Source organism: Romboutsia lituseburensis (genome assembly GCF_024723825.1).
Lineage (GTDB): Bacteria > Bacillota > Clostridia > Peptostreptococcales > Peptostreptococcaceae > Romboutsia_F > Romboutsia_F lituseburensis_A.
Genome location: NZ_JANQBQ010000001.1, coordinates 3,328,867 through 3,353,529 on the forward strand (window position 1 = coordinate 3,328,867; position 24,663 = coordinate 3,353,529).

Sequence of the window (24,663 nt, forward strand, 5' to 3'; positions counted from 1 at the left end):
TATAAGTTGTAAGCTTACAATAAAAACTGGAATTTATTATTTGTGATTATAAAATAAAGAAGTGGATAATAAACTTTACTGTTTGAAAAATGAATAATTTTTTAAAAAAAAATCATAAAAGGATAGGGAATAGTAAAAAATATATATAAAGTTACACGGCTGTAACTTAGTTAACGAATTTGTAATCTAAAGTAACAGCCGTGTAACTGTTGTATGTAAATTAATTATGATAATATTAAATCATAGAAAAGAGATAAACCAAATTCAATAAACTAAATACAAAATAGTGATTTAAGAAACAAGTTAGTTGAATTTTTACATATAATCATAATAGTAGAGGATGGGATGAAAATGAAAAGAGCAATAACAGCATTATCAATATTATGTGGAGGATTATTATTTATAAATCCAGTGGCAAATATATTTGCACAAGGTAATAATAGTAACCAAGTTATAGAACAAGCTCAAACTAATGAAAACAGCACTAATAAAGAAATAACTAACAAACCGATAGTAAAAAAAAATGAAACAGTAGCAAAAGAACAAAAAAAAGAAGTTAAATCTCAAAATATAGAAACAAACAATAATGTTGTAAATAAAGTAAATAAAATAAAAACAACTCAAAAACAAGAAAATGTAAAAGATGAAGTTAAAATAGATAAAGTAGAAAAAGAACAACCTAAAGAAGAAAACAAAGATGTTGTAAAAGAAGAAAACAATGTACAAGTTAAAGAAGAACAACAAAATGTAGAAAAAGAACGAGTTACTACAGAAGAACCTAAAAAAGAAGAAGTTAAAGATGAAAGTAAAGTAGAAGTTATAGATGTATTAAATAAAGAACAAGCTCAAGAAGTATTAAAAATGTATAAAAAAGATGTACAATTTACATATGAAGGTGATGAAAACAGCTTTCAAGCATTAATCCAAAGAGGATTAAGTGGATATGTATTCTTCCCAGATTACGATACTGATTTAGGATTCTTTGTTGATAAAAATACAGCTAGCATATACTACTTCCACCCAAGTGGATATCTTGAATTAGCTTTATAAAATAAAATAAGTTTTTAAAAACCTATCTCATATTTGAGGTAGGTTTTTTACGCAACGGACTAAGTAGTTGCTATATTAAGTGTAGCACCCACGTAGTGCCTTAATTAAAGCAAATTTTTTTATTTAGAAAATAGTATGCTTAATGTATAAAGAGTGTATGCAGGTATCCGTATAAATAAAAAGACAAACTATTTGAGGTGATAAAAGATGATTGATAAATTACAATTATTAGAAATGACATCTAAATTATCATTTGGTGGATCAAATAGCTGCAGTTGTAATAATTCTAACAGCAATGTATTTGATATGATAATGATAAGTTTATTAAAAGCAATAGCAGAAACAAATAAAGGCACAAATATAAGTTATGCCAATACAAATGTACAAGGTAATAATTCGAATAATAATAATTCGGATTTAACATTAGAAACACCAAATAGTATTCAAAATGCAAATAAAGTACAATCAACAAATAAAAATCTAGATGTAAATCAAAGAATAGATAATGCAGTAAGTATATCATCTAAGAAATATGGAGTAGATGAAAACTTAATAAGAGCTATTATAAAAGTTGAATCTAACTTTAATCCTAATTGTGTATCTAGAGCGGGTGCAAAAGGTTTAATGCAACTTATGCCAGAAAACTGTAGAGACTTAGGGGTTAAAGATCCATTAAATATAGAAGAAAATATAGATGGTGGAACTAGACATATAAAAGAATACTTAGATAAATATAATTGGAATGTAGAAATGGCATTAATGGCTTATAATGGTGGTCCAACTAGGATGGCTAAAAGAGGTGTAAAATCTATAAATGATGTTTACAAAATGCCGAAAGAAACTCAAAATTATGTTCCTAAAGTAATGGAATATTATAAAGGTATATAAATATAAAAATTAGCTTTAATAAAGCTAATTTTTATATTATTTTTAGCATAACTAATAACTTGTCTTTTAATGTTTTGAAACTTTTTTCTGAAACTGGAATAATCTTTGAATTCACAATAACAGAACTTCGTGTTAGCTTATTTATTTTTTTTATATTTATTATAAAACTATCATGACATCTGAAAAATGTTGAAGGACACAATTTTTTTTCTAACTGGTCAATTCTGTACTCTTTTTTTACGCATTTACTGGGAGTATAAATTAAACAGTGATCTCCACGAGATTCTATAAATAAAATAGAATTAGTGGATATCCCAGATAAAACTACTAATGGTTTATCTATATCTTCGTAATTTTTAAATTGAAAAATATTATTTATAGATTTTCCAGTTGCTGACTTTGGCTTTTTCAAATCGTTAAGACAGCTAGAAACTTCATCTTCAAAAGATTCATATTTTAAAGGCATTAAAATATATCTAAAATCTTTCAAACAAAATCCATTCAACATAAAGTCCATTATCTCAGGTATAAAAATTATTTGTAAATTTTTATAAAGTAATTTGAATTTATTATTTATATCGTGAACAGATTGTTTATTGTTTAAATTGATGCTTAAAAATAAGATATCCAAATTTTCAGGTGGAGCGCATACTAGATGATCAAAAGAACTATATTTAGATAATTTATACTTTAAATGATTAGAAGATGAGAAATTCTTAAAAAAATCATTTAATATATTAGTTTGTTTTAAATCATTGCAACATATACTTACATTAATCATAGGAATTCTCCTTACAATAAAAAATTTAAATGTTAAAATAGTTAACTAAGTAACAATTCTTCAATAAATTAAAATATCCTTTCTAAAGAATATTCCATACTAAGAGTATTGATTCGATAAATATTTTATATTCATATTAAAAACAAAAATTCAAACAAAATGTAATTTCTAAATAGTACAAAAGACTAAAGAAATTAAAATAGTATACGTACAATTTTAGTAATGAACTATAAAATCCTAAAAGTGAAATATAAATGCATTTATTTAAATATACGTGTATTTAGAAAGTGCGGGGAGAATGAGCGATGCAAGAAGGTAAAATAAAATTAAATCAAAGAATCAACCCTTATAGTAGGTGGGATATGCCTGGTGTAGTTGAAAAGGTTAAAATGTACTTGAATAAACGAGATAAGTTTACTGGTCTAAATAATAGAAATTATTTCTTTTATTGTTTAGGTCAAAAACAAAATGGAACGTTTATAAAAATAAAATTTATGGGGATTAATTTTATAAACTTAAATTCAGGTATAAAAACTGGGGATGAAATTATACAATATATATCAAAAACATTAAAAAATATAAGAATAGATTGTATAGCATCTAGGTTATCGGGAACTAAGTTTGGGTTGTATACTGAAGAAACAGATATAAATTATATAAGGGAAATAATAGAAGAGATAATTATTATGACTAACAGAATCAGCAACAATAGTGACAATATAAAGGTATCGGCAAGTATTGGAGCTGTTATTTATGATAATAATGATTTTAGTATAAAAGATGCATCTAATAAATTAGAAATAGCACTTTCTAATTGTATTAGAAAAGGTAATAATAAATACGAAATATATAATGAAAAATATGAACCGCACATAAATATTGAAAGTATAGAAAAATCAATTGAAAGTGGAGAAATAACATTATATTACCAACCAAAAGTAGATGTTAAAAGTAAGAAAATAAAAGGGGTAGAGGCTTTAATTAGATGGTTTAATGAGGAATATGGATACATAACTCCTAATAAACTGATAGGATTTGCTGAGAATACAGGATATATAAGCTCTTTAGGTAGATGGATAATAAGAAAAGCATGTGAAGAAATAAAAGAACTTAATGATACATTAGGTCAACAAATAGACTTGTCTGTAAACATATCACCTTACCAACTGGAAGATGAAAAGTTTTTAAAAGATATAAAAAATATAGTTGAAGAAATTGGATTTGATCAGGAATTATTAAAGCTTGAAATTACTGAAAATGAAAATATGGAATCTATAGATAAAATTCATCAGATATTTAAAGAAATAAAAAGTACAGGGATTAAAGTATCTATAGATGATTTTGGAAAAGGATATAATTCAATTGACTATATAAAAAACTATAATGTAGACGAAATTAAAATTGATAAATCACTTGTAGAATACTTGGAAAATAATCCGTTGTTTATAAAGAGCTTAATAAACATGATTCATACAACTAATGCATATGTGGTTGCAGAAGGTGTGGAGAAAAAAGTAGAATATGATTTTTTAGAAAGAATGGGATGTGACTTTATACAAGGTTATTATTGCTACAAACCCATGCCGTTTAACAGCCTATTAGAAATAATCAAAAAAGATGCAATACAATGTAAATAGTAAAGAATAACGCAAAATAACTTAAGTAAGAAAAAAAATAACCGTATGATATAATAGAAGATAAAACAATATATCAACATTATAGAGGTTTAATATGAAAGTAGGAAATATAGGTCTTAACACAGGTCTAAATATAGAAAGTAAAGGAAACAAGAATAGATCAGATTTTAGTGAAAGTTTCAATCAAGCAAATAAAGCAAAAACAAAAGAAGAATTAGAATCATACATGAAAGAAATTAAGTCAATAGGAGAAAGATTAGTAGCAACTCAAAATTACACAGATGTTATAAAGTATAAACAAGTAATTAAAGGATACTTAAAGTCTGTTGTAGATTATGTGTATAGCTTAAATCAAAATACTAGTTTCTGGGATGGAAACTATTTTACAACTGTAAAAACAGTAAACGAAAAGTTAGATGAAATGACGAGAGAATTAATGTATGAACAAAAAGATAATATAGATATGGCATCTAAAATAGATGAAATTAACGGACTTTTATTAGATATATATATGTAAGGAGGCACATTATGAACGACAATAATATAATAACAACTGAAAATGAAATATATGAAGCACAATTTGAACAATTAGTTGAGGGAGAAAAAGTACCTTTAAGTGCTTTAAATGACATAATGGAAGCACAAATGGATATAGAGGTACTGATGGGAGAGACTAAGGAGAAAATAGGAAAAATAGTTAACTACAAAGTGGGAGACATAATTAAATTAGATAAACATTTAGAAGAAACCTTAGATATAAGTGTAAATGGGAAAGTGATTGCTAGTGGGGAAAGTATAATAATTGACAACAGACTAGGAATTAGACTATCTAAAATTAAAAAAGAAGAGGATGGAATGTAATACTCAAATTTTTAAGGAGGGATAATATGAATATAAATAAAGTTAATTTTGGAAATGTGAATAATGTATATAAAATAAATAAGCAAGATACTAAACAAGAAACTTTGCAACAATCTGCACAAAAAAATACAAAAGATATAGTAGAAATATCAGACTTAGGCAAATACTTAAACAAGGTAAATACTGGTAGAGAAGAGATAAACATGGATAAAGTTAATGATATAAAAAGAAGAATAGAAAATGGAACATATAAAGTAGATTCAAAAGATTTAGCGAAAAAAATAATACAACATATGAAGGGAGAAATATAATTGAACCCAGAATTAAAAGTAGTAATATTTGAGGAAAGAAAATTATTAAAAACTTTGTTAACTATGTTAGATGAGCAGTATGACTTAGTTATAAATAAAGAAGTCATGAAACTGGATAAAATAGCGAGAGATTTAGATGAAATAGCAAAAAATCTAGCTAGAATAGAGATAAAGAGAAGAACTATAATGGGTAGCGATGCTAGCATGCAAGAAACTATAAAAGCTTGTGATGATGAAAATATAAAACAAGCTTATGAAGAGATAAAAGACACCTTAAAAATGGTAGAAATACAAAAAGAAGCTAATGCAACCCTTATAAAACAAAGGTTGTTTTTTACTAAGAAGATGATAGGTGCAATAAAGCCAAATAAAGGTGTAGGAACATATAATGCTTACGGACAAGTAGGTAAATAAAATATTGGAGGGAAATTATGGCGGGATTATTAGGAACACTACATTCAGCAGGTTCAGGAATGAGAGTAAGTCAATCTTCAATCCAAACTGCTTCTCATAATATAAATAACATGAATACTCCTGGGTATTCAAGACAAAGAGTAGAACAAAAAGCAAGTAGTGCATACAGCTATCCAGGATACAATAGTAGTTTAGGAGCTGGTCAGTTAGGAACTGGTGTTGAAGCTACAGATGTTATAAGAATGAGAAATACTTTTTATGATTTCCAATTTAGAAGTGAGTCTCATAATTATGGTGAGATAGGTGTTAAATATGAGCATTATACAAATATGGAAAAAATATTTAATGAACCATCAGACACATCTATATCAGCATCAATTGCAAATTTCTTTAGTAGTTGGCAAGAACTTTCTAAAAACCCTACAGATGTAGCATCTAAAGATATAGTTGTTCAAAATAGTAAATACTTAGCTGATAAGATAAGTAATATAAAGGAAAAATTAGACACTTTATCATCTCAAGCAGATAAAAAACTTAACGATGATGTTAAAGAAATAAATGGTATGCTTGATCAATTAAAAGAATTAGATAAACAAATAAAAATTGTTCAAGGGAGTGGGAAATCTCCTAATGACTTAATGGATGAGAGAGATAAAATACTTGATGATTTAAGTTTTAAAATGAATTTAGGTAATGATGATATAAAAGAAGCTTTTGAAGGTGGTCTATCAAAGGTTGAAATAACTGAAACTGGTGGAAAAAAACAATTAACTTTAACATATGGAGATCCAGCTAAAACTAAAGATATACCAGCTGATAAAATATCAGGAGAAATACAAGGTTCCTTAGAAATGATAGATAAGGTTAAAGAATATACAAATAGCTTAACTGAGCTAGTAAAAGGGGTAGCAAAAGGTGTTAATAATGTTCTAAATGGAAGAGATATAAATGACACGACAGCTTTATCTGATGATAAAAAATTCTTTATAGTGGATGATAAAAATAATCCATTAATAAAAGTTAATCAAGATTTAGTAGAGAATCCTAGGGATTTAAATATAACGACAGAAATAGCATCTGAGATGTACCATTTAAAAGATAAAAAAATAAAAATAGGTAATCCAGAAGAAGAATTAACCATGGATAAATTCTACAATAACATAGTACAAAAACTAGGTAATGAAACACAAGAAGTAATAAGGAATGAAAAAAATCAAGGTAAAATTCTTAAAGAAATAGATAACTTAAGACTTAATGTATCGGGAGTATCATTAGATGAAGAAATGGTGAGTTTAATACAATTCCAACATGCATATAATGCAAGTGCAAAAGTAATATCTACAATAGATTCTTTATTAGATGTAGTCATAAATGGTCTGAAAAGATAATTAGGAGGTAAGCATGAGAATAACAAACGCTTCAATGACAAGAAATCATATGTATGATACACAACAAAATTTAACAAGAATGAATAAAATAAGTGAACAACTAGATACTGGAAAAATAGTTAATAGGGTTTCTGATGATCCACATAAAGCTATAAGGATTATGAATTTAAATAATGAAATAAGATATACCGAAAAATATAGTTATAATATAGATGAAGCTGTGGGTTGGATGGAAACAACAGATGGTTCTTTAGAAAAATTTGGAGATGCACTTAATGATATAAAAGAGGATATGCTAAAGGTTGGAAATGGTACATATTCTGATGAAGAGCTTAAAGCACTTCAAGCTGAAATGAACGAAAAAATAAAAGACCTTGGTAATGTACTTAATACAACTTATGGAGGCAAGTATATGTTTGGAGGAACTAATGTAGACGAACCACCAATAAATATTTTAGTAGATGATGAAACGAGAGTTGTAACATTACAATTAAATCCTAAATCTAATACAGATAACTTAAAAGCTGATATATCTGATGGAATAAATATAGATTATAACTTATCAGCTGGAGAAATTTTTACAAAAGAACATTTAGATACAATAAATAGTATATCTTCAACGATGAATGCTATGATAACTGGAGAAAAGGTGCAAGTTAAATCGGATGGAACTTTAGAAAAAAATGCGGATGGAACAGTTAAAAAGACAGCTGTAGACAAAGTGAAAGAAAGAGAAGAATTAAATTCAACTATAAAAGGTAAAGTTGATAAATTAGCTAACCATGCATTAGATGAAAGAACATCACTTGGAGTTAGAGCTAATACAGCCGAAAAAGTAAGAGAATTAAATGATGAGAATATATTAAATATGAAGGGTGTATTATCATTGGATCAAGATGTTGATCATGTTGACAAATTTATAGAGTTAAAATCGGCAGAATTAGTATATCAAGCATCAATACAAGTAGGCGCTAAATTAATTCAACCTACAATATTAGATTATATGAGATAGCCAGGAGGTAATTATGAAAATAATATTTGAAAAAGGAATTCCTGGATTTGAAGAATATAAAGAATTTGAGTTAAACGATATAGAAGGAAATAAAAATTTAAAAATGATTACTTCGAAAGAAGACTCAAATATTGGATTTGTATCTATTTCACCATTTAAAGTAAAAGCAGACTATGAAATAGATTTAAACGAAGAAATAATAAGTGAATTGAATATAGAAGTACCAGAAGATGTTCTATTATTAAATATAATAACACTAGGAAAAACTTTAGAATCTAGTACAGTTAATTTAAAAGCTCCCATAATAATAAATATAAAAAATAATAAAGGTAAACAATTAATATTACAAGATGATAAATATAAAATAAAAGAACCTTTAAAATAGGAGTGAAAATATGTTAGTAATTACTAGAAAAAAAGGAGAATCTCTGTTAATTGGAGATGATATAGAAATAAAAATAGTAAAAATTGAAGATGGAAGTGTCAAAATCGCAATAGATGCTCCAAAAGAAAAAACTATTCTTAGAAAAGAAGTATATGAAAAAGTAAAAAATGAAAATTCAAATGCTATAACAAAAGCAGATGATGTTTTAAGGTTATTTAAGTAATGAAGTGAGGGAAAAGTTATGTATACGGCAAATCCATACAATGCATATAAACAAAATTCGGTAAATATGGCATCAAAAGAACAATTATTATTAATGTTATTAGATGGTGCTGTTAAATACACAAAAGTAGCTAGAATTGCAATAGTAGAAAAAAATATGGCTAGAGCGCATAAAGAGTTAGTTAGGGTTCAAGATATATTCTTAGAACTTATGATAACAATGGATAAAAGTTCAGGGAAGTATATGGAAGATATGTATAATGTCTATGAGTATATAAAAAATGAACTATCTAAAGCTAATATTAAAAAAGATGTGAAAATAATAGATAACGTACTTCCTGTTATAGAAGAAGTCAGAGATATGTGGCATGAAGTAGATAAAAAAATAAAAACTGGTAAATAGGAGGATAGGGCATGTCAAGTGTAAGTGGAATAAGATTACCGGGATTATCAACTGGTATGGATACTGAAAAAATGGTAAAAGAAATGCTTAAAGGTGAGCAAAATAAAATAGATAAAGTAAAGCAAAAGGAACAAACTATAAAATGGCAACAAGAAATTTATAGAGAAGTTATAAAAGATACAAAGGGATTTAATGATAAATATTTTTCGCTATCATCTAAAAACTCTATATTAAATAGTGGTGCTTGGAATACATTATCTGTTAGTAGTTCTAATTCAAATGTAATAACAGCTACAGGAACTGCAGGAGCTAATAAAGTTGATTATGATTTTGAAGTGAAAAAACTAGCGGAGCCAGCAAAAGCAAGTTCTACTGTAGAAATAAAATCGGCGAATACTAAGTTAGGTAGTATAGCTGGATTTAAAGGAGATACTTTTAAACTAGAAATAGGTACGGATAAAGATGGAAAACCTATATATTCACAAAAAATCACTGTGACGGACGATGATACTATACAATCTCTTTCTAAAAAAATAAATGATGCTACTGAAGGTGAAATAAAAGCTTCTTATAGTGAAATGACTAATAAGTTTACTATTGAAACGAAAGATACCGGAAGTATAAGTGGATTCAAAATAGTTAAGGAAGATGGTTCTGATTCAGATGCATTAGAATTCTTAAAATTAGAAGGAAAAAATAAAGATGGAAATATAACTAATAATAACTTTGTTGGAGAACAGTCAGAAATAATAGTAAAAAATCAAAGTGGAAAAGAATTAAAAAAATTAAATGAAGATTCTAATTCATTTAATATAGATGGAATAAAATATGAAGTGAATTCAGTTGGAGAGGCTAAAATAACATCAAAACAAGATACTCAACCAGTTGTAGAAAATATGAAAGCTTTTGTAGAAGACTATAACAAGCTTATGGACAAAATGTATGACCTTGTAACTCAAAAGATAAATAGAGATTATCCTCCATTAACAGAAGCTCAGAAAGAAGATATGAGTGAAGAAGAAATAGAAAGATGGGAAAAAAAGGCTAAAGATGGCCTTCTTAGAAATGATTCTGAAATGAGAAAATTCATGGATGATATGCAAAAGTCTATATTTGGAGATAATATGAAAGTTTTAAATGAAATGGGAATTTCATCACATGAAGATTATAATAAAAGAGGTCAATTATCATTAGATGAAAAGAAGCTTACAAAAGCTTTAGAAAATAATGGTGAAGAGGTATACGAAATATTTGCTGGTAACAATAATAGTGTTATGGAAAATATGAAAAGTACTATAAATAAATATGTTGGTGGTTCATCAGCGATATTTGCTAAAAAAGCAGGGCTGGAAAAAACTTCATCAGCTGCGCATAACTTTTATTCAGAACAATTGAAAAGACAAGCAGATACTATAAAAATGCTTCAAAGAAAAATGTCAGACAAAGAAAATTCATTATACAAAAAATTTGGAGCATTAGAATCTAGTATGAATAAATTAAACTCTCAAATGAGTTATTTTATGCAAATGTAGGTTTAGGTGTATAGTTACATAATGGAAAATACAAAATTATATAAAGAAATATCACTTAAAATTATTAAATTGTTTGAAAATGATGAACTGGATAAAATAGAAAATTTATTAGATGAAAGACAGCGGATATTGAATTTGGAATTTAAGAATGAAAAATTTAAAAAAATACTAGTTAACGAGGGAATCATTGAAATAGATAAAACTATTCATAATTTACTAAATGAAAGTATAGATGAGGTTAAGCGTGAGATACAAGAATATAACGTGTCAAAACAAGCAAATAATTCATATATGAATTTTAATAAAGAAAAAATAAATATTTTTAATAAAAAAGTGTAAAGCTTTTAAAAAACATGCCGAATTATAATAATGTAAGCAGTACTTGGCCAAGTATTTGTAAATATAAAAATAAGACAAGGATGTCGTAAAAACTAAGGAGAGTAAAACAATGAGAATAAACACTAACATGAATGCTATGATAGCAACTAACCAAATGTCAAAGAATACTGCATTAGCAGGGAATTCTATGGAGAAATTATCTACAGGATTAAGAATAACTAAAGCTGGAGATGATGCAGCAGGATTAGCTATATCTGAAAAGATGAGATCTCAAATAAGAGGTATGGAGCAAGCTGACAGAAATGTTCAAGATGGTATATCTATGGTTCAAACTGCAGAAGGAGCTTTAGAAGAAGCTGGAAATATAGCTCAAAGAATGAGAGAGCTTGCTGTTCAAGGTGGAAATACAACACTAACAACTACAGATAGAAACAAGATAACTACAGAATTAAAAGAATTAAATAAAGAAATGGGTAAAATAGCTGAAGAAACTAAGTTCAATGGTAAAGCTATATTAGATGGTTCAAATGGAACTACAACAATACAAGCAGGAGCTAACTCTGAAACAAGAGAAATAACAAATGTGAACTTATCTCAAATACAAACTACATTAAGTGCTGCAGTGTCAGCTGATACACTTGCAAGTGCAAATGCATTAGTAACAGCTTTAGATACTACATTAGAATCTATAAATGCAGGAAGATCAACTTATGGAGCTATGCAAAATAGATTAGAAGCTACATCTTCAAACTTAACGACTTCAACAGAAAACTTAAGTGCTGCTGAATCAAGAATAAGAGATATTGATGTTGCTAAGGAAATGGTTAAATTATCTAAGTTAAACATATTAACTCAAGCTTCTCAAGCTATGGTTTCTCAAGCTAAGCAACAACCAGAACAAGTAGCACAATTATTAAGATAGTTATAAGTACATTAACTTTGATAGAGTTATAAGTGCATTAACTTTTAAACTAAGGGGTAAAGCATATGCTTTACTCTTTATTTTTAAATTTAATGAGTTGAAAGGACGATTAACTATGCTGCTAAGTATTGTTATGATGGTAAAAAATGAAGAACAGTATTTGGAAAATACATTAAAATCATTAGAACCATTAGTTAATGAATTAAAAAGTGAAATTATAATACTAGATACTGGATCAACTGATAAAACTATAGATATAGCTAGAGAATATACAAGTAATGTTTATTTTGAAAAGTGGAATGATGACTTTTCAAGTATGAGAAATAAATCTATAAAATACGCAAAAGGGAAATGGATACTTATACTAGATGCAGATGAAGAGTTGATAGAGTGTAATAAACTAATTGAATTTTTCAATACCGATTTACATAAAAAATATAATTGTGCATCTATAGAATTGAAGAGTATTGTTTCAGAAGATGCTTCTATTTATAACAAAACATCTATATTGAGATTATTTAAAAATAGTTCGGAATTCAAATATGTAGGTGCTATACATGAACAGCCGATGTATAAAGCGCCTATATTTAATGATATTGCTAAATTTAATCATTATGGATATATGTACGAAAATGAAGAAATTAAACAATTTAAGCTAAAAAGAAACGAAAAAATATTATTGTCTGAGTATAAGAAAAATCCTAAGGATCCATATCTGAACTATCAATTAGCTAAAAATTATACTGCTGGAGGTGATAAAGAAGAGGCTTTATACTACATGGAAAAATCAAAAAAATTATATGAGAGTATAAATTATTCATTTATAGCAGTAGAGGCAGGTTTAGCTAAGTTGCATTTTGAAATGGGTAGATATGAAAAATGTGAAAAAATATGTACTGAATATATAAAAAAAGATAATAAAAATATAGATATTTATTGTTATTTAGCATTAAGTCAAAAATCATTAAAAAAATATGAAAATAGTTTGGAAAATTATAATAAGTATATATGGTTGGTAGAAAATTATGAATTATCTACACAGGCTAATGATGTATGTGCTACAGGCGATACAATAAGTTTTTATGAAAATGCTAAGTTAGATTTAATAGAAATTTACTATATTCAAGAAAATTATAAATTGGTTTTAGAGAAAGTAAAAAATATAAGTCATGATATGAAAAAAAGAATTCAATTTATAATATTAATGAGTATGTATAAGGAAAAAAAGCTTTGTAATATTATAAGTTATTATAATGAATTTAAAGATTCATTAGTAGAAAAAAACTCGTTTATATTTGAATTAGAAAAATTTATTTTAAATATAAAACAAAGTGATAGAAATGAGATTTATAAGACTTTATCAAAAATAGATGATAATTATGGCTATCTAAATAAATTTAGAATCGGAATTGAATTAAACCTAGAATTATGTAGAAATATTATTTTAGAAGAAGACGGTAATTATTATGGGGATATAATATACTGCTTATTTAAAGAGGGGCACAACCTGGTGGATATATTTGAGAATATTGATAATATTAAAATAAATAATTATTTAAATTATATAATTGATTTTAGGAAAGATATTATATTAGATTTATATAATTATTTAATTAGAGAAAAAAATAGTATGAATATTAACAAATTAAAAGTATATAGTAATTTAGCTAAAAATTTATTGTATAAAAGTAAATTAAAGGGAGATAAATTAACAAATTTATACTATATGAATATAATGTATACTTATGCCTATGTAAAACAAATATTTAGAAATGATATAGACGATAAAATAATCAAAAACTTGCTTAGCTGTAATAATCAAAAATTTGTTATTGAATATATAAGTATAGAAAAAATAAAGAATGAGAAACCGATTGATTATATAAGAAAATTAAAGAAACTAGTATCGAATAATCCTCAATATAAGGAATGTATTGAAGACATTATTAAAAGATTTGAAACTGAAATATATTGTTCTGAAGAATTAAAAGAGTTAAAAGTTAAGTATAAGAATTTGATACAAATCGATATAAAAGAAAATTATTTAAATGGAGCTATAGAGAAGATAAATGAATATGAAAGTATATTCTGGGAAGACCCAGATATACTAAATTTTAAAGCTATCATAAATATATTAAAAGGTAATTTTGAAGAAAGTGAAATGATTTTAAAAAATGCCTATATGAAAAATGTATCAAATTACAATATATTATTTAATATAGCATATGTAAAAGAAATTTTAGGTGATGATGAAGAGTCTGTTGAATTTTTAGAATATATAAAAAAATTTTGTTGTGACGAAGCAGTTTTAAATGATGTACATAATAAATTGAAAAAATAAATGATAAGTAAAAATATAATATATATATGAAATCAAAGATATAATGTCGAAATATATTAATAAATGTTGAGCTGATAAGATGATAACAAATTTTAGTAAATAAGTAATATGAAAATTTAAATGAATAATATAATATATAGCGAAAAAATGACGAATAATGTTATTATATAGTATAAGGAGGCGTTTTATGAAAATTGTAATACTTGCGGGTGGATATGGAACTAGAATTTCAGAAGAATCACATCTTAAACCCAAGCCTATGATTGAAATAGGAAATAATCCTATACTATGGCATATAATGAAAACATATTCTTATTATGGATTCAATGATTTTATAATATGTTGCGGGTATAAAGGATATTTGATTAAAGAATATTTTGCTAATTATTATTTACATAGATCAGATATAACTTTTGATTTTTCAAAAGATAATCAAATAACAGTACACTCAAATGTAGTTGAACCTTGGAGAGTAACTCTTGTTGATACAGGCCTTGACACTATGACAGGAGGAAGATTAAAAAGAGTTAAAGAATATATAGGTGATGAAACATTTATGCTTACTTATGGAGATGGTGTAAGCGATGTTAATATATCTGAATTAATTGAAAATCATAAGAATAGTAAAAAAAGTGCAACCATAACAGCTGTACAACCAGATGGAAGGTTTGGGGTACTAAATATAGATAAAACTGATTCTAGCATAATATCTTTTAAAGAAAAAGATAAGTCCGACTCAGGGTGGATAAATGGTGGTTATATGGTTTTAGAGCCCGAAATATTTAAATATATAGAAGATGATAGTACAATATTAGAGAATTATCCACTAGAAACAATGGCTAAAAATAACATGTTAAATGCGTACAAGCATAATGGATTTTGGCAGTGTATGGACACTCAAAGGGATAAGCATTTATTAGAGAATATGTGGAAAAATGATAATGCAAAATGGAAGGTATGGTAAATGTGTTAGAATTTTATAAGAATAAAAAAGTATTAGTCACGGGACATACAGGGTTTAAAGGTAGCTGGCTATGTAAAATATTGACTTTAGCAGGTGCTGATGTAATTGGCATAGGGCTAGAGCCAGTCGATGATATATGTTTATATAATATATTAAATATAAAAAAGGATATAAATTCTATTATTTGTGATGTCAGAGATCTGAATGCATTAAAAAAGATATTTACAAAATATAAACCTGAAATAGTATTTCATCTAGCAGCTCAGCCACTAGTTGGAGAATCTTATATAAATCCTGTATATACTTATGAAACTAATGTTATGGGAACGGTCAATGTATTAGAGTCAATAAGAGATTGCGATAGTGTAAAATCTGTTGTGAATATAACTACTGATAAAGTATATCATAATAAAGAGTGGGAATGGCCATATCGTGAAATCGATGAGCTAAATGGTTTTGATCCATATTCAAACTCAAAGTCGTGTTCAGAATTAATAACAGATTCATATAAAAAGTCGTTTTTTAAAAATAATGATAAGTTGGCTATTTCAACAGCGAGAGCTGGAAATGTAATAGGTGGTGGCGATTTTGCTAATAATAGAATAATACCTGATTGTATCAGAGCGTCTATGGCTAATGAAACTATAATAGTTAGAAATCCAAATTCTATAAGACCATATCAACATGTATTTGAGGCATTAAATGCGTATTTGTTGATTGCAAAAAAACAATATGAGGATAAAATGTTTGAGGGAAGCTACAATATAGGTCCGAGCGAAGATGGATGTGTAACAACTAAGGCATTAGTTAAATTATTCTGTAAATCTTGGGGTGATGTTGGTTGGCAAAATAAAAATTCTAATAATAGTTTTTATGAAAGTAATATTTTAAAATTAGACTGTTCTAAAATAAAAAATATATTAGGATGGTACCCTACATTGAATATAGAGGAATCTATAAATTTAACTGTAGAGTGGAGTAAAGCTTATTGGTTGAATAAGAACATGGATGAAATTTCAAAATTACAAATATATGAATATTTTAAAATAACATAAATATGGAGGAATGAAAATGAAAACTTATATAATAGCAGAAATAGGAATAAATCATAATGGAGATTTAAATATAGCTAAAAAATTAATAGATGCAGCCGTAATTTCAGGATGTGATGCTGTAAAATTGCAAAAAAGAACTATAGACAAAGTGTACACTAAGGAAATGTTAGATAGTCCTCGTGTTAGTCCATGGGGAACTACTCAAAGAGAGCAAAAAGAAGGACTTGAATTTAATGAAGCTGAGTACAATGAAATAGATAAATATTGTAAAGAAAAAGGAATTGAATGGTTTGCTTCTGCATGGGATATAGACTCTCAAAAGTTTTTACAAAAATATAATTGTAAATTTAATAAAGTAGCATCAGCTATGCTTGGAAATGAAGAATTATTACAAGAAATTGCAAAAGAAGGAAGATATACATTCATATCTACAGGCATGACTAACTATGAAGAAATCGATGCTGTGGTAAAAATATTTAGAGATAATAATTGTCCATTTGAATTAATGCATTGTAACAGCACATACCCTATGAAAAATGAAGATGCAAATTTAAAGTTAATAAATACATTAGCTAAAAAGTATGATTGTAAAGTAGGTTATAGTGGACATGAAAAAGGTATATTAGTTAGTGTTTGTGCAGCTACATTAGGAGCTACATCAATAGAGAGACATATAACATTAGATAAAACTATGTATGGATCAGATCAAGCAGCGTCAATAGAAACTGATGAGTTATATACAATGGTTAAGCAAATTAGAGAAGTAGAAAAAATATTAGGTAATGGTGAAAAAATATTAAGTGATGCTGAAATGGAAGTAAGAAAAAAGTTAAGAGGTTAAATCAATGATAAAATTAGTAGTTTTTGACATAGATGGAGTTATAACAGATGGTTCTATAACTTTAAGTGAAGATGGACATGAGCAAAAAAGAATAAATCTTAAAGATATAGATTCTATATTTGAATTAAAATCACAAGGATTTAAAATAGGTGCTATAACAGGTGAAGAAACAAAGATAGTAAACTATTTTGAAAAGAGATTTCCATGGGACTATTTTTATAAGGGTAAGAAAAATAAACTGACGTGTATCCATGAGATTGAAGAAAAATCTAATATAGATAAAAATGAAATTTGTTATATAGGTGATGGAAAATATGATGCACAATTAATAAAATATGTAGGTTTAGGTGTTTGTCCTTTTGACGCTACAGAAAAAGCAAAAGAAAATGCAGATATAATATTAAAAAAATCTGGAGGTCATGGATGTATAGAGGAATTAGTAAATATTGTTCAAAACTATAATGATAAAAACAATAACATTAATTATTTTTATAAACGATTAAAAGAGCATAATGAAGTTTTTACAAGTATTGCATCTGATATAAACTTAATTCAAGACGTAATGAAAGTTGGAAATGATATAGTAAATTTACTAAAGAATAATTCACAAATATTTTTATGTGGAAATGGCGGAAGTGCAGCTGATGCACAACATATTGCAACTGAATTTGTCAGTAGATTTTATAAAGAAAGAAAGGCTCTTAATGCAGAGGCTCTAACTGTGAATACATCAACTTTGACAGCTATAGGAAATGATTATAGTTTTGACAGAGTATTTGAAAGGCAATTGGAGGCAAAGGCTAAACCAGGAGATATATTAATTGGTATATCTACAAGTGGTAAGTCGAAAAATGTTGTCAAAGCATTGGAGTACGCAAAGAATAATGGAATAATAACGTGCATATTAATGGGTAACTATGAGAATAAGAGTTTAGATGAAATATGTGATTATATGATTAAGGTTCCGTCAAAGGTTACACCAAGAATACAGGAAGCACATATTTTTATAGGTCACTTAATTGCAGAGTACGTTGAAGAACAGATTTTTAAAGGCTAGGAGAAAAATATGATTAAATTATCCGATTATATATTTAATTTTATAGAAAGTAAGAATATAAAACATGCGTTCATGTTACCTGGTGGAGGCGCTATGCATTTAGTGGATTCGCTTGGTAAATCAAATTTAGAATACATTTGTTGCGGACATGAGCAAGCATCGGCTATTGCAGCTGAAAGTTATGGGCAACATACTAATGATGTAGGGGTTTTAGTAGTTACATCAGGTCCAGGAGCAACTAATGCCATAACTGGTGTTACAGCTGGATGGATTGATTCAACACCTATGTTTATATTATCTGGACAAGCTAAAACATCAGATTTAGTAGGTAATAGTGGTGTTCGACAAATGGGCTCTCAAGAAGTTCAAATTATAGATATGGTAAAACCTATTACTAAATATGCGGTACAAATAACAGATGCTAGCGAAATAAAATACCATTTAGAGAAGGCATATTATGAGGCTACAAATGGAAGAATGGGACCGGTCTGGTTGGATATTCCTTTAGATATTCAAGGAACTATGATAGAAGAAGATAACCTTATAGGATTTAAGCAAGAAGAGAATCGAGAAAGTAAAAAATCAATAAAGCAAGATGTAAATAAAACTTTACATCTTCTAGAAAAAACGAAACAGCCACTTATATTGGCTGGAAATGGAATAAAATTAGCCAATGCAGAGGAAGATTTCCTTAAATTTATAAACAAAGTAAATATACCAGTATTAACTACATGGAAATCAATAGATATAATCGAGGAAGAACATCCTTTATATGTAGGTCATCCAGGTATAATGGGTGATAGAGGAGCTAATTATATATTACAAAGTTGTGATTTACTTATAATATTAGGAAGTAGACTAGATCCAAGTATAACTGCATTCAATGAAGCTAATTTTGGTAAAAATGCTAAAAAAGTAATGATTGATATAGATAGTAATGAAATAAATAAAATGAAAATGGATATTGATGTAAAATCCATATGTGATGTAAAAACATTTATTGAAGAGCTAAATACAAGTATTGAAAAATTAAATACAAATATGGGCATTGATGCAGAATGGTTATCATATTGTAAAAATATTAGAGATAGATATCCTGTAGTTACAGAGTTGCATAAGAATGAAGAAAAATATGTAAGTGCATATAGTTTTATAGATGAACTATGCAAACAATTGACAGGTGAAGATATAATAGTTCCAGAAAGTTCAGGTGGAGCGGGTGAAATTACATATCAAGCATTCAGAATTAAAAAAGGCCAAAAAATGAAAAATGCTGCTGGTCTTGGATCTATGGGATTTGGACTACCATATTCGATAGGGGCTTGCGTTGCTAATGATAGAAAACGAACTATACTTATAAATGGTGATGGAGCATTCCAGCTAAATATTCAAGAGTTAGAAACTGTCTCAAGATTAAAATTACCAATTAAGATGTTTATATGGAATAATAATGGTTATGCAAGTATAAGGTCTATGCAAAAAAATCTATTTAATGAAAACTATGTTGGCAGTAGTGAGGATAGTGGGCTTACAATGCCAGATACAAGCAAGGTAGCTAATGCATATAATATAAAAACTTATACAGCAAGAACTAATAAGGAAATGAAGAATCTTTTACCAGAAGTTTTAAATTATGATGGGCCTGTATTATGTGAACTGATAGTTTCTCCAGAAGAAACAATATCACCAAGAGTAAAGTCTGTAAAATTAGAAAATGGTAAAATGGAATCTAAACCACTAGAAGATATGTGGCCATTTTTAAGTAAATATGAAATCGAAAATAATATTAAAAATTAAATTAGATGAGGTATTATATGAAATGGAAAAATAAAGGTCATGAATTTGATGATTTTATAAGAGAATGGGATATAAATAAAGAATATTATATATGGGGAGCTTCAAATTCTGGTAATAGATTTTTTGATAAGTTTAAAGATATTCTTAATATTAAAGGATTTATAGATAGTGATGAAAGTAAGCATAATCATAAAATTGCTAATAAATCTATAGTTACTTTTGAACATGTAAAAAGTAACTATCCAAAAACGAAGATAATAATTGCATCACAAGCATATTACGAAATTTCAAATATATTGAAGCGTGAAGGATATATTGAAAATGTAGATTTTTGTAATGGTAATACATTTACTGCTACGTATTTTATGTATAATCACAATAAGTTATATTTACATAGAATAGATATTTCTTTAACAAATAGATGTACATTAAAATGTAAGAAATGTAACATGCTAATGCCTTATTTTGAAAAACCTATGCATAAAAGCCTTTCTAGCATAAAAGAAAATATAGATTTGTATTTTAAGTGGGTTGATAATGTAGAAACTATTAAGCTATTAGGAGGAGAACCTATGTTATATCCTTATTTAATAGATGTTATTGAATATTTAAATGAGGAATATAAAGATAGAATAGATAATATAGATATTTTTTCAAATGGAACATTAAAGCTTTCGAATGAAATTTTAACAACACTAAAAAGGCATAAAGTAACAGTACAGATAAGTGACTATTCTAATAGACTAGAGTATTTAAAGGAAAAGGTAGATCTATTTGAAGCACAGTTAAAAAATAATGAAATTACCTATACAAGACTAACCTATGATAAGTGGCTAGATTTTATACAACAAAATTATCATAGCATTGACAGCACACAAGAAGAGTTAGTAGATAAATTTAATAAATGTAATCCTCCTTTTAGAGGTTTACATGATAAAAAATTATATTATTGTCACTTAAGTACAAGTGCAGTACAAGCTGAGATTTTTGAAGATAATAATAATGATTATTTTGATTTATCTAGATATAATGAAAATAGAAAGATAGAATTGATGGAATTTGATTTAGGTTATAATGAAATAGGTTACGTAACATATTGTAAAAGATGTAATGGTTGCGAATCTGTGAACAATAGATTCACAAATGTAGCTGAACAAGTTAAAAGATAGTATGGGAGAAGAATGAATGGATACAGAGGTATTACCTGTTGAGAGTAAATATGTTATAGAAAGTTTTATAGAAAATTTTACTAAGTATAAGGAAAAATCAATAGCTCTTTATGGAATAGGAATAAACACTAAAAATATTCTGGATAATATAGACGGATTTAATATCTTAGGACTTATGGATGCTGAAAATGTAGGACAATATTTTTTTGGTAAAAAAGTTTTATCATACGATGAAGTTATAAAAAATGTAGATATGATTGTTATTGTAGCTAGAAAAAGTATAGTAAATCTTATATATAAGAGGATAGAATTTATAGAAAAAGAATATGGCATACATATATATACAGTAGATGGGGATCTTATTTCTAACAAAAATAAAGAATTTATAGTTGATGACATTGATTATTGGAAAATAAATAAAGAACAGTTAATGGCTAAAATAGATGAAAATGAAATAATTTCATTTGATGTATTTGACACTATTATAATGAGAAAAACTCTTAAACCACAAAATATTTTTGAAATAGTAGAGCGTAAGCTATATGAAGAAAATAGCATTAAATTAGATTTTAAAAATATAAGAGTTCAGTGTGAGAGAGAATTAAATGAAAAAAATGAAGCTCCAAAGTTTGATGAAATCTATAGAGAATTAAAAAATAAATTAAACATAGATAATGATTTATTGGAAGAGATAAAAAAAATAGAAATAGAAACAGAACTGAACTGCATAATACCTAGACATGAAATGGTTGATATATATAAATATGCGTTAGATAAAAATAAAAAAATATATTTATTATCTGATATGTATTTTTCATATGATGTTTTAGAAAAGTTTTTAAAAAAGTGCAAAATTTACGGATATAAAAAATTAATAATATCATCTGATTGTGGAAAAAGCAAAGCTAGTGGTAAAATGTTTGAATATTATGCTAAATTAAATAAAAATAAAAAGATGCTACATATAGGTGATAATCCTAGAGTAGATATAAAGATGGCTAAAATATATAATATAGATACATTTCATGTATTTAGCAGTTATGAGCTTTTTATGCATTCTAGTTTTAAAGAGTTGCTAGTAGACACTAGTAATATTGATAACAATATTATACTTGGATTATTTGCATCAAGTATGTTTAATAATCCATTTATTTTAAATGAGACTAAGGGGATTTTGCATATAGAGGATATTTACCAAATGGGATATTTATTTATTGGTCCTTTGATCTTAAAGTTTACATTATGGTTTATTGATAAAGTTAAAAAGGCTAATTATACTAAAATACTATTTTGTGCTAGAGACGGGTATTTAATAAAGGAAATCTATGATTTAATCATAGATACTATTAATATAGATATTAATGCAGAAAGCATATATTTTAAGACATCTAGAAGAGCAGCTACAATTCCTACAATAGAAAATGAAAATGATATTGAATTTATTTTAAAAAAATTATTTAAAGGGACTAAGGGTCAATTGCTAAAATCAAGATTTGGTGTTAAAGCCTCTTTAGATGATTATGAGTCAGAAGAACTTGTAACTGTAGATAGTGATTATGAAGAATTAAGAAAATATATATTTTCTTATAAGGATGAAATAATTAGTAACGCTGAGGCTGAAGCAAATGCATATAAAAATTATTTAAAACACATAAACGTTAATTATTCTGACAATATATGTGTTTTTGATTTTGTATCATCAGGAACTATACAATACTATATTTCTAAATTTTTAAATAAATCTATAGATGGATTGTATTTTGCAAGCAATAGTATACCAAATAGGTTTTATAATGATTTTAGATATATAGACTCTTTATTTGGAAATATTAATGAATTTAACACCAATAATAATTTGCAAAAATACTATTTTTTCATTGAAAGTATTTTGACTGATGAAAATAATACATTAATAAAGTATGAAAAAGATTCTACTTTTATATATGAAGATCATAAAAAGAGTAATCGTAATTTTTCAAAAATAAGTAAAGTTCACGATGGAATTAGATCATTTATAAAAGATACATTATCAATGGATAATAATATTATAAGCTACAATATTGATAATAAATTAGTTGATGAAATCTTAGGTTTATTGATGTCTAATAAATGTATTGTAGATACTAATATTAAAAAATCTTTTTATAATGAGAATGAATATGACTGTGAAAAAGAAGATTATGTATGGCCAAGTTAATATTTTATAAGCATACAAAAAAGTAAAGAGGGGCATATATGAACAAGATAATAGAAGAGGATATAAAGTATATTATAAATAATATACCAGTGAAAGAATTTGAAGGTAAATCTGTTATGATAACGGGAGCTAATGGATTTATAAGTGGATATATAGTAGAAACGCTATGCTATATAAATGAAAATATATTAGATGATAAGTGTAAGATAGTAGCATTATGTAGAAATGAATTAAAGGCAAAAGCAAAATTTAAAAATTATTTAAATAAACAATACTTTAATCTATTGATTCAAGATGTAAAAGAAACTATAGAATATGATGATAAAATTGATTATATTTTCCATGCAGCTAGTATAGCAAATACCCGTGAATTTGGGATAAACCCTGTTGGAGTAATCGGTGCTAATGCGATAGGTACATATAATTTACTTGAATATGCTAATAAAAAAGATGTAGAAGGATTTGTGTTTTTCAGTAGCGGAGCTATATATGGTAATCTAGATTCTGCAAAAGATTTTATTACTGAAAATCAAAGCTTTGGACTAGATCCATTAGATATAAGAAACTGCTATTCAGAAAGTAAGCGCATGGGAGAAAATATGTGTTATTCTTACCACAAACAGTTTAATATACCTACAAAAATAGTTAGAATAGGTCATACATATGGACCAGGTATAGACATAAATGATGGTAGGGTTTTTTCAGATTTTGCTAAATCAATACTAGATAATGAGGCTTTAATCATAAAAAGTGATGGAACTTCTAAGAGGGCATTTTGTTATATTTCTGATGCTATCATAGGATTCTTTTTAGTTTTATTGAATGGAAATAATGGAGAAGCATATAACCTGACAAATAATGATTATTTTATCTCAATAAGTGAATTAGCTGAAATTTTAGTCAATGAAGTTTTTTATAATAAAAAACTAGATATTATATATTATAGTGATCCTAATGAAAAAGATTTACGAAGTAAAACTAAAGGTTGTGTATCTTTAAATATAGAAAAGATAAAAAAACTAGGTTGGAATCCTAAAATAAGCATAGAAGAAGGATTTAGAAGGACTATAGACAGTTTTAGCGGAGGCGAGAATTAA

The 24,663-nt window shown here is 26.7% G+C and carries 25 protein-coding genes; 24 read left to right on the forward strand and 1 reads right to left on the reverse strand.

Annotated elements, in window-relative coordinates:
- Nucleotides 1-351 precede the first annotated feature (351 nt).
- A complete protein-coding gene (locus tag NWE74_RS16035) occupies nt 352-1,050 on the forward strand; it encodes a hypothetical protein (RefSeq protein ID WP_258243974.1) in 699 nt (232 codons plus the stop codon).
- Between the two features lie 207 nt (nt 1,051-1,257).
- A complete protein-coding gene (locus NWE74_RS16040; protein ID WP_258243975.1) occupies nt 1,258-1,938 on the forward strand; it encodes a lytic transglycosylase domain-containing protein in 681 nt (226 codons plus the stop codon).
- A gap of 31 nt (nt 1,939-1,969) precedes the next feature.
- On the opposite strand, the gene NWE74_RS16045 is transcribed toward NWE74_RS16040, so the two are convergent.
- Nucleotides 1,970-2,719 (reverse strand): LytR/AlgR family response regulator transcription factor, encoded by a 750-nt coding sequence (locus NWE74_RS16045; protein WP_258243976.1) that lies wholly within the window; start codon nt 2,717-2,719, stop codon nt 1,970-1,972.
- 305 nt (nt 2,720-3,024) lie between these two features.
- Between NWE74_RS16045 and NWE74_RS16050 the strand changes: the two genes are divergently transcribed.
- The 22 genes from NWE74_RS16050 (at nt 3,025) to NWE74_RS16155 (ending at nt 24,663) form a co-directional block, all read left to right on the forward strand.
- Complete coding sequence (locus NWE74_RS16050) at nt 3,025-4,356, forward strand: GGDEF domain-containing phosphodiesterase (protein ID WP_258243977.1); 1,332 nt, start codon at nt 3,025-3,027, stop codon at nt 4,354-4,356.
- Nucleotides 4,357-4,450: 94 nt separating this feature from the next.
- Complete coding sequence (locus NWE74_RS16055) at nt 4,451-4,873, forward strand: YaaR family protein (protein WP_258243978.1); 423 nt, start codon at nt 4,451-4,453, stop codon at nt 4,871-4,873.
- Between the two features lie 11 nt (nt 4,874-4,884).
- Entirely contained in the window at nt 4,885-5,217 is a 333-nt protein-coding gene (locus NWE74_RS16060; protein WP_258243979.1) for a FliM/FliN family flagellar motor switch protein, read from the forward strand.
- Nucleotides 5,218-5,243: 26 nt separating this feature from the next.
- Entirely contained in the window at nt 5,244-5,528 is a 285-nt protein-coding gene (gene flgM / locus NWE74_RS16065; RefSeq protein ID WP_258243980.1) for a flagellar biosynthesis anti-sigma factor FlgM, read from the forward strand.
- Entirely contained in the window at nt 5,529-5,942 is a 414-nt protein-coding gene (locus NWE74_RS16070; protein WP_258243981.1) for a flagellar protein FlgN, read from the forward strand.
- A gap of 17 nt (nt 5,943-5,959) precedes the next feature.
- Nucleotides 5,960-7,330 carry a flagellar hook-associated protein FlgK gene (flgK, locus tag NWE74_RS16075; RefSeq protein WP_258243982.1) on the forward strand — a complete coding sequence of 457 codons (1,371 nt, stop codon included), beginning with the start codon at nt 5,960-5,962 and terminating at the stop codon, nt 7,328-7,330.
- A 13-nt stretch (nt 7,331-7,343) separates the two neighbouring features.
- Nucleotides 7,344-8,342, forward strand: coding sequence for a hypothetical protein (locus tag NWE74_RS16080; RefSeq protein ID WP_258243983.1), 999 nt, complete (start codon nt 7,344-7,346; stop codon nt 8,340-8,342).
- A 13-nt stretch (nt 8,343-8,355) separates the two neighbouring features.
- The gene (gene fliW, locus NWE74_RS16085) at nt 8,356-8,727 is read left to right on the forward strand and encodes a flagellar assembly protein FliW (protein ID WP_258243984.1); all 372 of its coding nucleotides are present in this window, start codon (nt 8,356-8,358) and stop codon (nt 8,725-8,727) included.
- Nucleotides 8,728-8,737: 10 nt separating this feature from the next.
- Nucleotides 8,738-8,950, forward strand: coding sequence for a carbon storage regulator CsrA (csrA, locus tag NWE74_RS16090; protein WP_258243985.1), 213 nt, complete (start codon nt 8,738-8,740; stop codon nt 8,948-8,950).
- A gap of 18 nt (nt 8,951-8,968) precedes the next feature.
- Nucleotides 8,969-9,352, forward strand: coding sequence for a flagellar export chaperone FliS (gene fliS / locus NWE74_RS16095; RefSeq protein WP_258243986.1), 384 nt, complete (start codon nt 8,969-8,971; stop codon nt 9,350-9,352).
- Nucleotides 9,353-9,363: 11 nt separating this feature from the next.
- Nucleotides 9,364-10,884 (forward strand): flagellar filament capping protein FliD, encoded by a 1,521-nt coding sequence (gene fliD / locus NWE74_RS16100; protein WP_258243987.1) that lies wholly within the window; start codon nt 9,364-9,366, stop codon nt 10,882-10,884.
- A 21-nt stretch (nt 10,885-10,905) separates the two neighbouring features.
- Complete coding sequence (locus NWE74_RS16105) at nt 10,906-11,223, forward strand: flagellar protein FliT (RefSeq protein WP_258243988.1); 318 nt, start codon at nt 10,906-10,908, stop codon at nt 11,221-11,223.
- Between the two features lie 109 nt (nt 11,224-11,332).
- Nucleotides 11,333-12,145 (forward strand): flagellin, encoded by an 813-nt coding sequence (locus NWE74_RS16110; protein WP_258243989.1) that lies wholly within the window; start codon nt 11,333-11,335, stop codon nt 12,143-12,145.
- A gap of 115 nt (nt 12,146-12,260) precedes the next feature.
- Entirely contained in the window at nt 12,261-14,486 is a 2,226-nt protein-coding gene (locus NWE74_RS16115) for a glycosyltransferase (RefSeq protein ID WP_258243990.1), read from the forward strand.
- 187 nt (nt 14,487-14,673) lie between these two features.
- Nucleotides 14,674-15,450: a glucose-1-phosphate cytidylyltransferase gene (rfbF, locus tag NWE74_RS16120; RefSeq protein ID WP_258243991.1), complete on the forward strand. Its 777-nt coding sequence runs from the start codon at nt 14,674-14,676 to the stop codon at nt 15,448-15,450.
- Entirely contained in the window at nt 15,444-16,505 is a 1,062-nt protein-coding gene (rfbG, locus tag NWE74_RS16125; RefSeq protein ID WP_258244482.1) for a CDP-glucose 4,6-dehydratase, read from the forward strand. The genes rfbF and rfbG overlap by 7 nt, the downstream gene beginning before the upstream one ends.
- A 16-nt stretch (nt 16,506-16,521) precedes the next feature.
- Nucleotides 16,522-17,346, forward strand: a complete 825-nt coding sequence (locus NWE74_RS16130; protein WP_258243992.1) for an N-acetylneuraminate synthase family protein — start codon at nt 16,522-16,524, stop codon at nt 17,344-17,346.
- 4 nt (nt 17,347-17,350) lie between these two features.
- On the forward strand, nt 17,351-18,403 hold the full coding sequence (locus tag NWE74_RS19225) for an SIS domain-containing protein (RefSeq protein ID WP_258243993.1): 1,053 nt from the start codon (nt 17,351-17,353) through the stop codon (nt 18,401-18,403).
- Between the two features lie 9 nt (nt 18,404-18,412).
- A complete protein-coding gene (locus NWE74_RS16140; RefSeq protein ID WP_258243994.1) occupies nt 18,413-20,200 on the forward strand; it encodes a thiamine pyrophosphate-binding protein in 1,788 nt (595 codons plus the stop codon).
- Between the two features lie 17 nt (nt 20,201-20,217).
- Nucleotides 20,218-21,369 (forward strand): radical SAM protein, encoded by a 1,152-nt coding sequence (locus NWE74_RS16145; RefSeq protein ID WP_258243995.1) that lies wholly within the window; start codon nt 20,218-20,220, stop codon nt 21,367-21,369.
- Between the two features lie 16 nt (nt 21,370-21,385).
- Entirely contained in the window at nt 21,386-23,566 is a 2,181-nt protein-coding gene (locus NWE74_RS16150) for an HAD family hydrolase (RefSeq protein WP_258243996.1), read from the forward strand.
- 38 nt (nt 23,567-23,604) lie between these two features.
- Nucleotides 23,605-24,663 carry an NAD-dependent epimerase/dehydratase family protein gene (locus tag NWE74_RS16155; RefSeq protein ID WP_258243997.1) on the forward strand — a complete coding sequence of 353 codons (1,059 nt, stop codon included), beginning with the start codon at nt 23,605-23,607 and terminating at the stop codon, nt 24,661-24,663.

What these genes read in the sequence shown, in the direction of transcription:
- fliW (WP_258243984.1), top strand. Translation starts at nt 8,356, where the DNA reads ATGAAAATAATATTTGAAAAAGGAATTCCTGGATTTGAAGAATATAAA.
- NWE74_RS16145 (WP_258243995.1), top strand. Translation starts at nt 20,218, where the DNA reads ATGAAATGGAAAAATAAAGGTCATGAATTTGATGATTTTATAAGAGAA.
- flgM (WP_258243980.1), top strand. Translation starts at nt 5,244, where the DNA reads ATGAATATAAATAAAGTTAATTTTGGAAATGTGAATAATGTATATAAA.
- NWE74_RS16140 (WP_258243994.1), top strand. Translation starts at nt 18,413, where the DNA reads ATGATTAAATTATCCGATTATATATTTAATTTTATAGAAAGTAAGAAT.
- NWE74_RS16155 (WP_258243997.1), top strand. Translation starts at nt 23,605, where the DNA reads ATGAACAAGATAATAGAAGAGGATATAAAGTATATTATAAATAATATA.
- rfbG (WP_258244482.1), top strand. Translation starts at nt 15,444, where the DNA reads ATGGTAAATGTGTTAGAATTTTATAAGAATAAAAAAGTATTAGTCACG.
- NWE74_RS16050 (WP_258243977.1), top strand. Translation starts at nt 3,025, where the DNA reads ATGCAAGAAGGTAAAATAAAATTAAATCAAAGAATCAACCCTTATAGT.
- fliD (WP_258243987.1), top strand. Translation starts at nt 9,364, where the DNA reads ATGTCAAGTGTAAGTGGAATAAGATTACCGGGATTATCAACTGGTATG.
- NWE74_RS16040 (WP_258243975.1), top strand. Translation starts at nt 1,258, where the DNA reads ATGATTGATAAATTACAATTATTAGAAATGACATCTAAATTATCATTT.
- NWE74_RS16115 (WP_258243990.1), top strand. Translation starts at nt 12,261, where the DNA reads ATGCTGCTAAGTATTGTTATGATGGTAAAAAATGAAGAACAGTATTTG.
- NWE74_RS16110 (WP_258243989.1), top strand. Translation starts at nt 11,333, where the DNA reads ATGAGAATAAACACTAACATGAATGCTATGATAGCAACTAACCAAATG.
- csrA (WP_258243985.1), top strand. Translation starts at nt 8,738, where the DNA reads ATGTTAGTAATTACTAGAAAAAAAGGAGAATCTCTGTTAATTGGAGAT.
- NWE74_RS16150 (WP_258243996.1), top strand. Translation starts at nt 21,386, where the DNA reads ATGGATACAGAGGTATTACCTGTTGAGAGTAAATATGTTATAGAAAGT.
- flgK (WP_258243982.1), top strand. Translation starts at nt 5,960, where the DNA reads ATGGCGGGATTATTAGGAACACTACATTCAGCAGGTTCAGGAATGAGA.
- NWE74_RS16035 (WP_258243974.1), top strand. Translation starts at nt 352, where the DNA reads ATGAAAAGAGCAATAACAGCATTATCAATATTATGTGGAGGATTATTA.
- NWE74_RS16130 (WP_258243992.1), top strand. Translation starts at nt 16,522, where the DNA reads ATGAAAACTTATATAATAGCAGAAATAGGAATAAATCATAATGGAGAT.
- NWE74_RS16105 (WP_258243988.1), top strand. Translation starts at nt 10,906, where the DNA reads ATGGAAAATACAAAATTATATAAAGAAATATCACTTAAAATTATTAAA.
- fliS (WP_258243986.1), top strand. Translation starts at nt 8,969, where the DNA reads ATGTATACGGCAAATCCATACAATGCATATAAACAAAATTCGGTAAAT.
- NWE74_RS19225 (WP_258243993.1), top strand. Translation starts at nt 17,351, where the DNA reads ATGATAAAATTAGTAGTTTTTGACATAGATGGAGTTATAACAGATGGT.
- NWE74_RS16055 (WP_258243978.1), top strand. Translation starts at nt 4,451, where the DNA reads ATGAAAGTAGGAAATATAGGTCTTAACACAGGTCTAAATATAGAAAGT.
- NWE74_RS16045 (WP_258243976.1), bottom strand. Translation starts at nt 2,719, where the DNA reads ATGATTAATGTAAGTATATGTTGCAATGATTTAAAACAAACTAATATA.
- NWE74_RS16060 (WP_258243979.1), top strand. Translation starts at nt 4,885, where the DNA reads ATGAACGACAATAATATAATAACAACTGAAAATGAAATATATGAAGCA.
- NWE74_RS16080 (WP_258243983.1), top strand. Translation starts at nt 7,344, where the DNA reads ATGAGAATAACAAACGCTTCAATGACAAGAAATCATATGTATGATACA.
- rfbF (WP_258243991.1), top strand. Translation starts at nt 14,674, where the DNA reads ATGAAAATTGTAATACTTGCGGGTGGATATGGAACTAGAATTTCAGAA.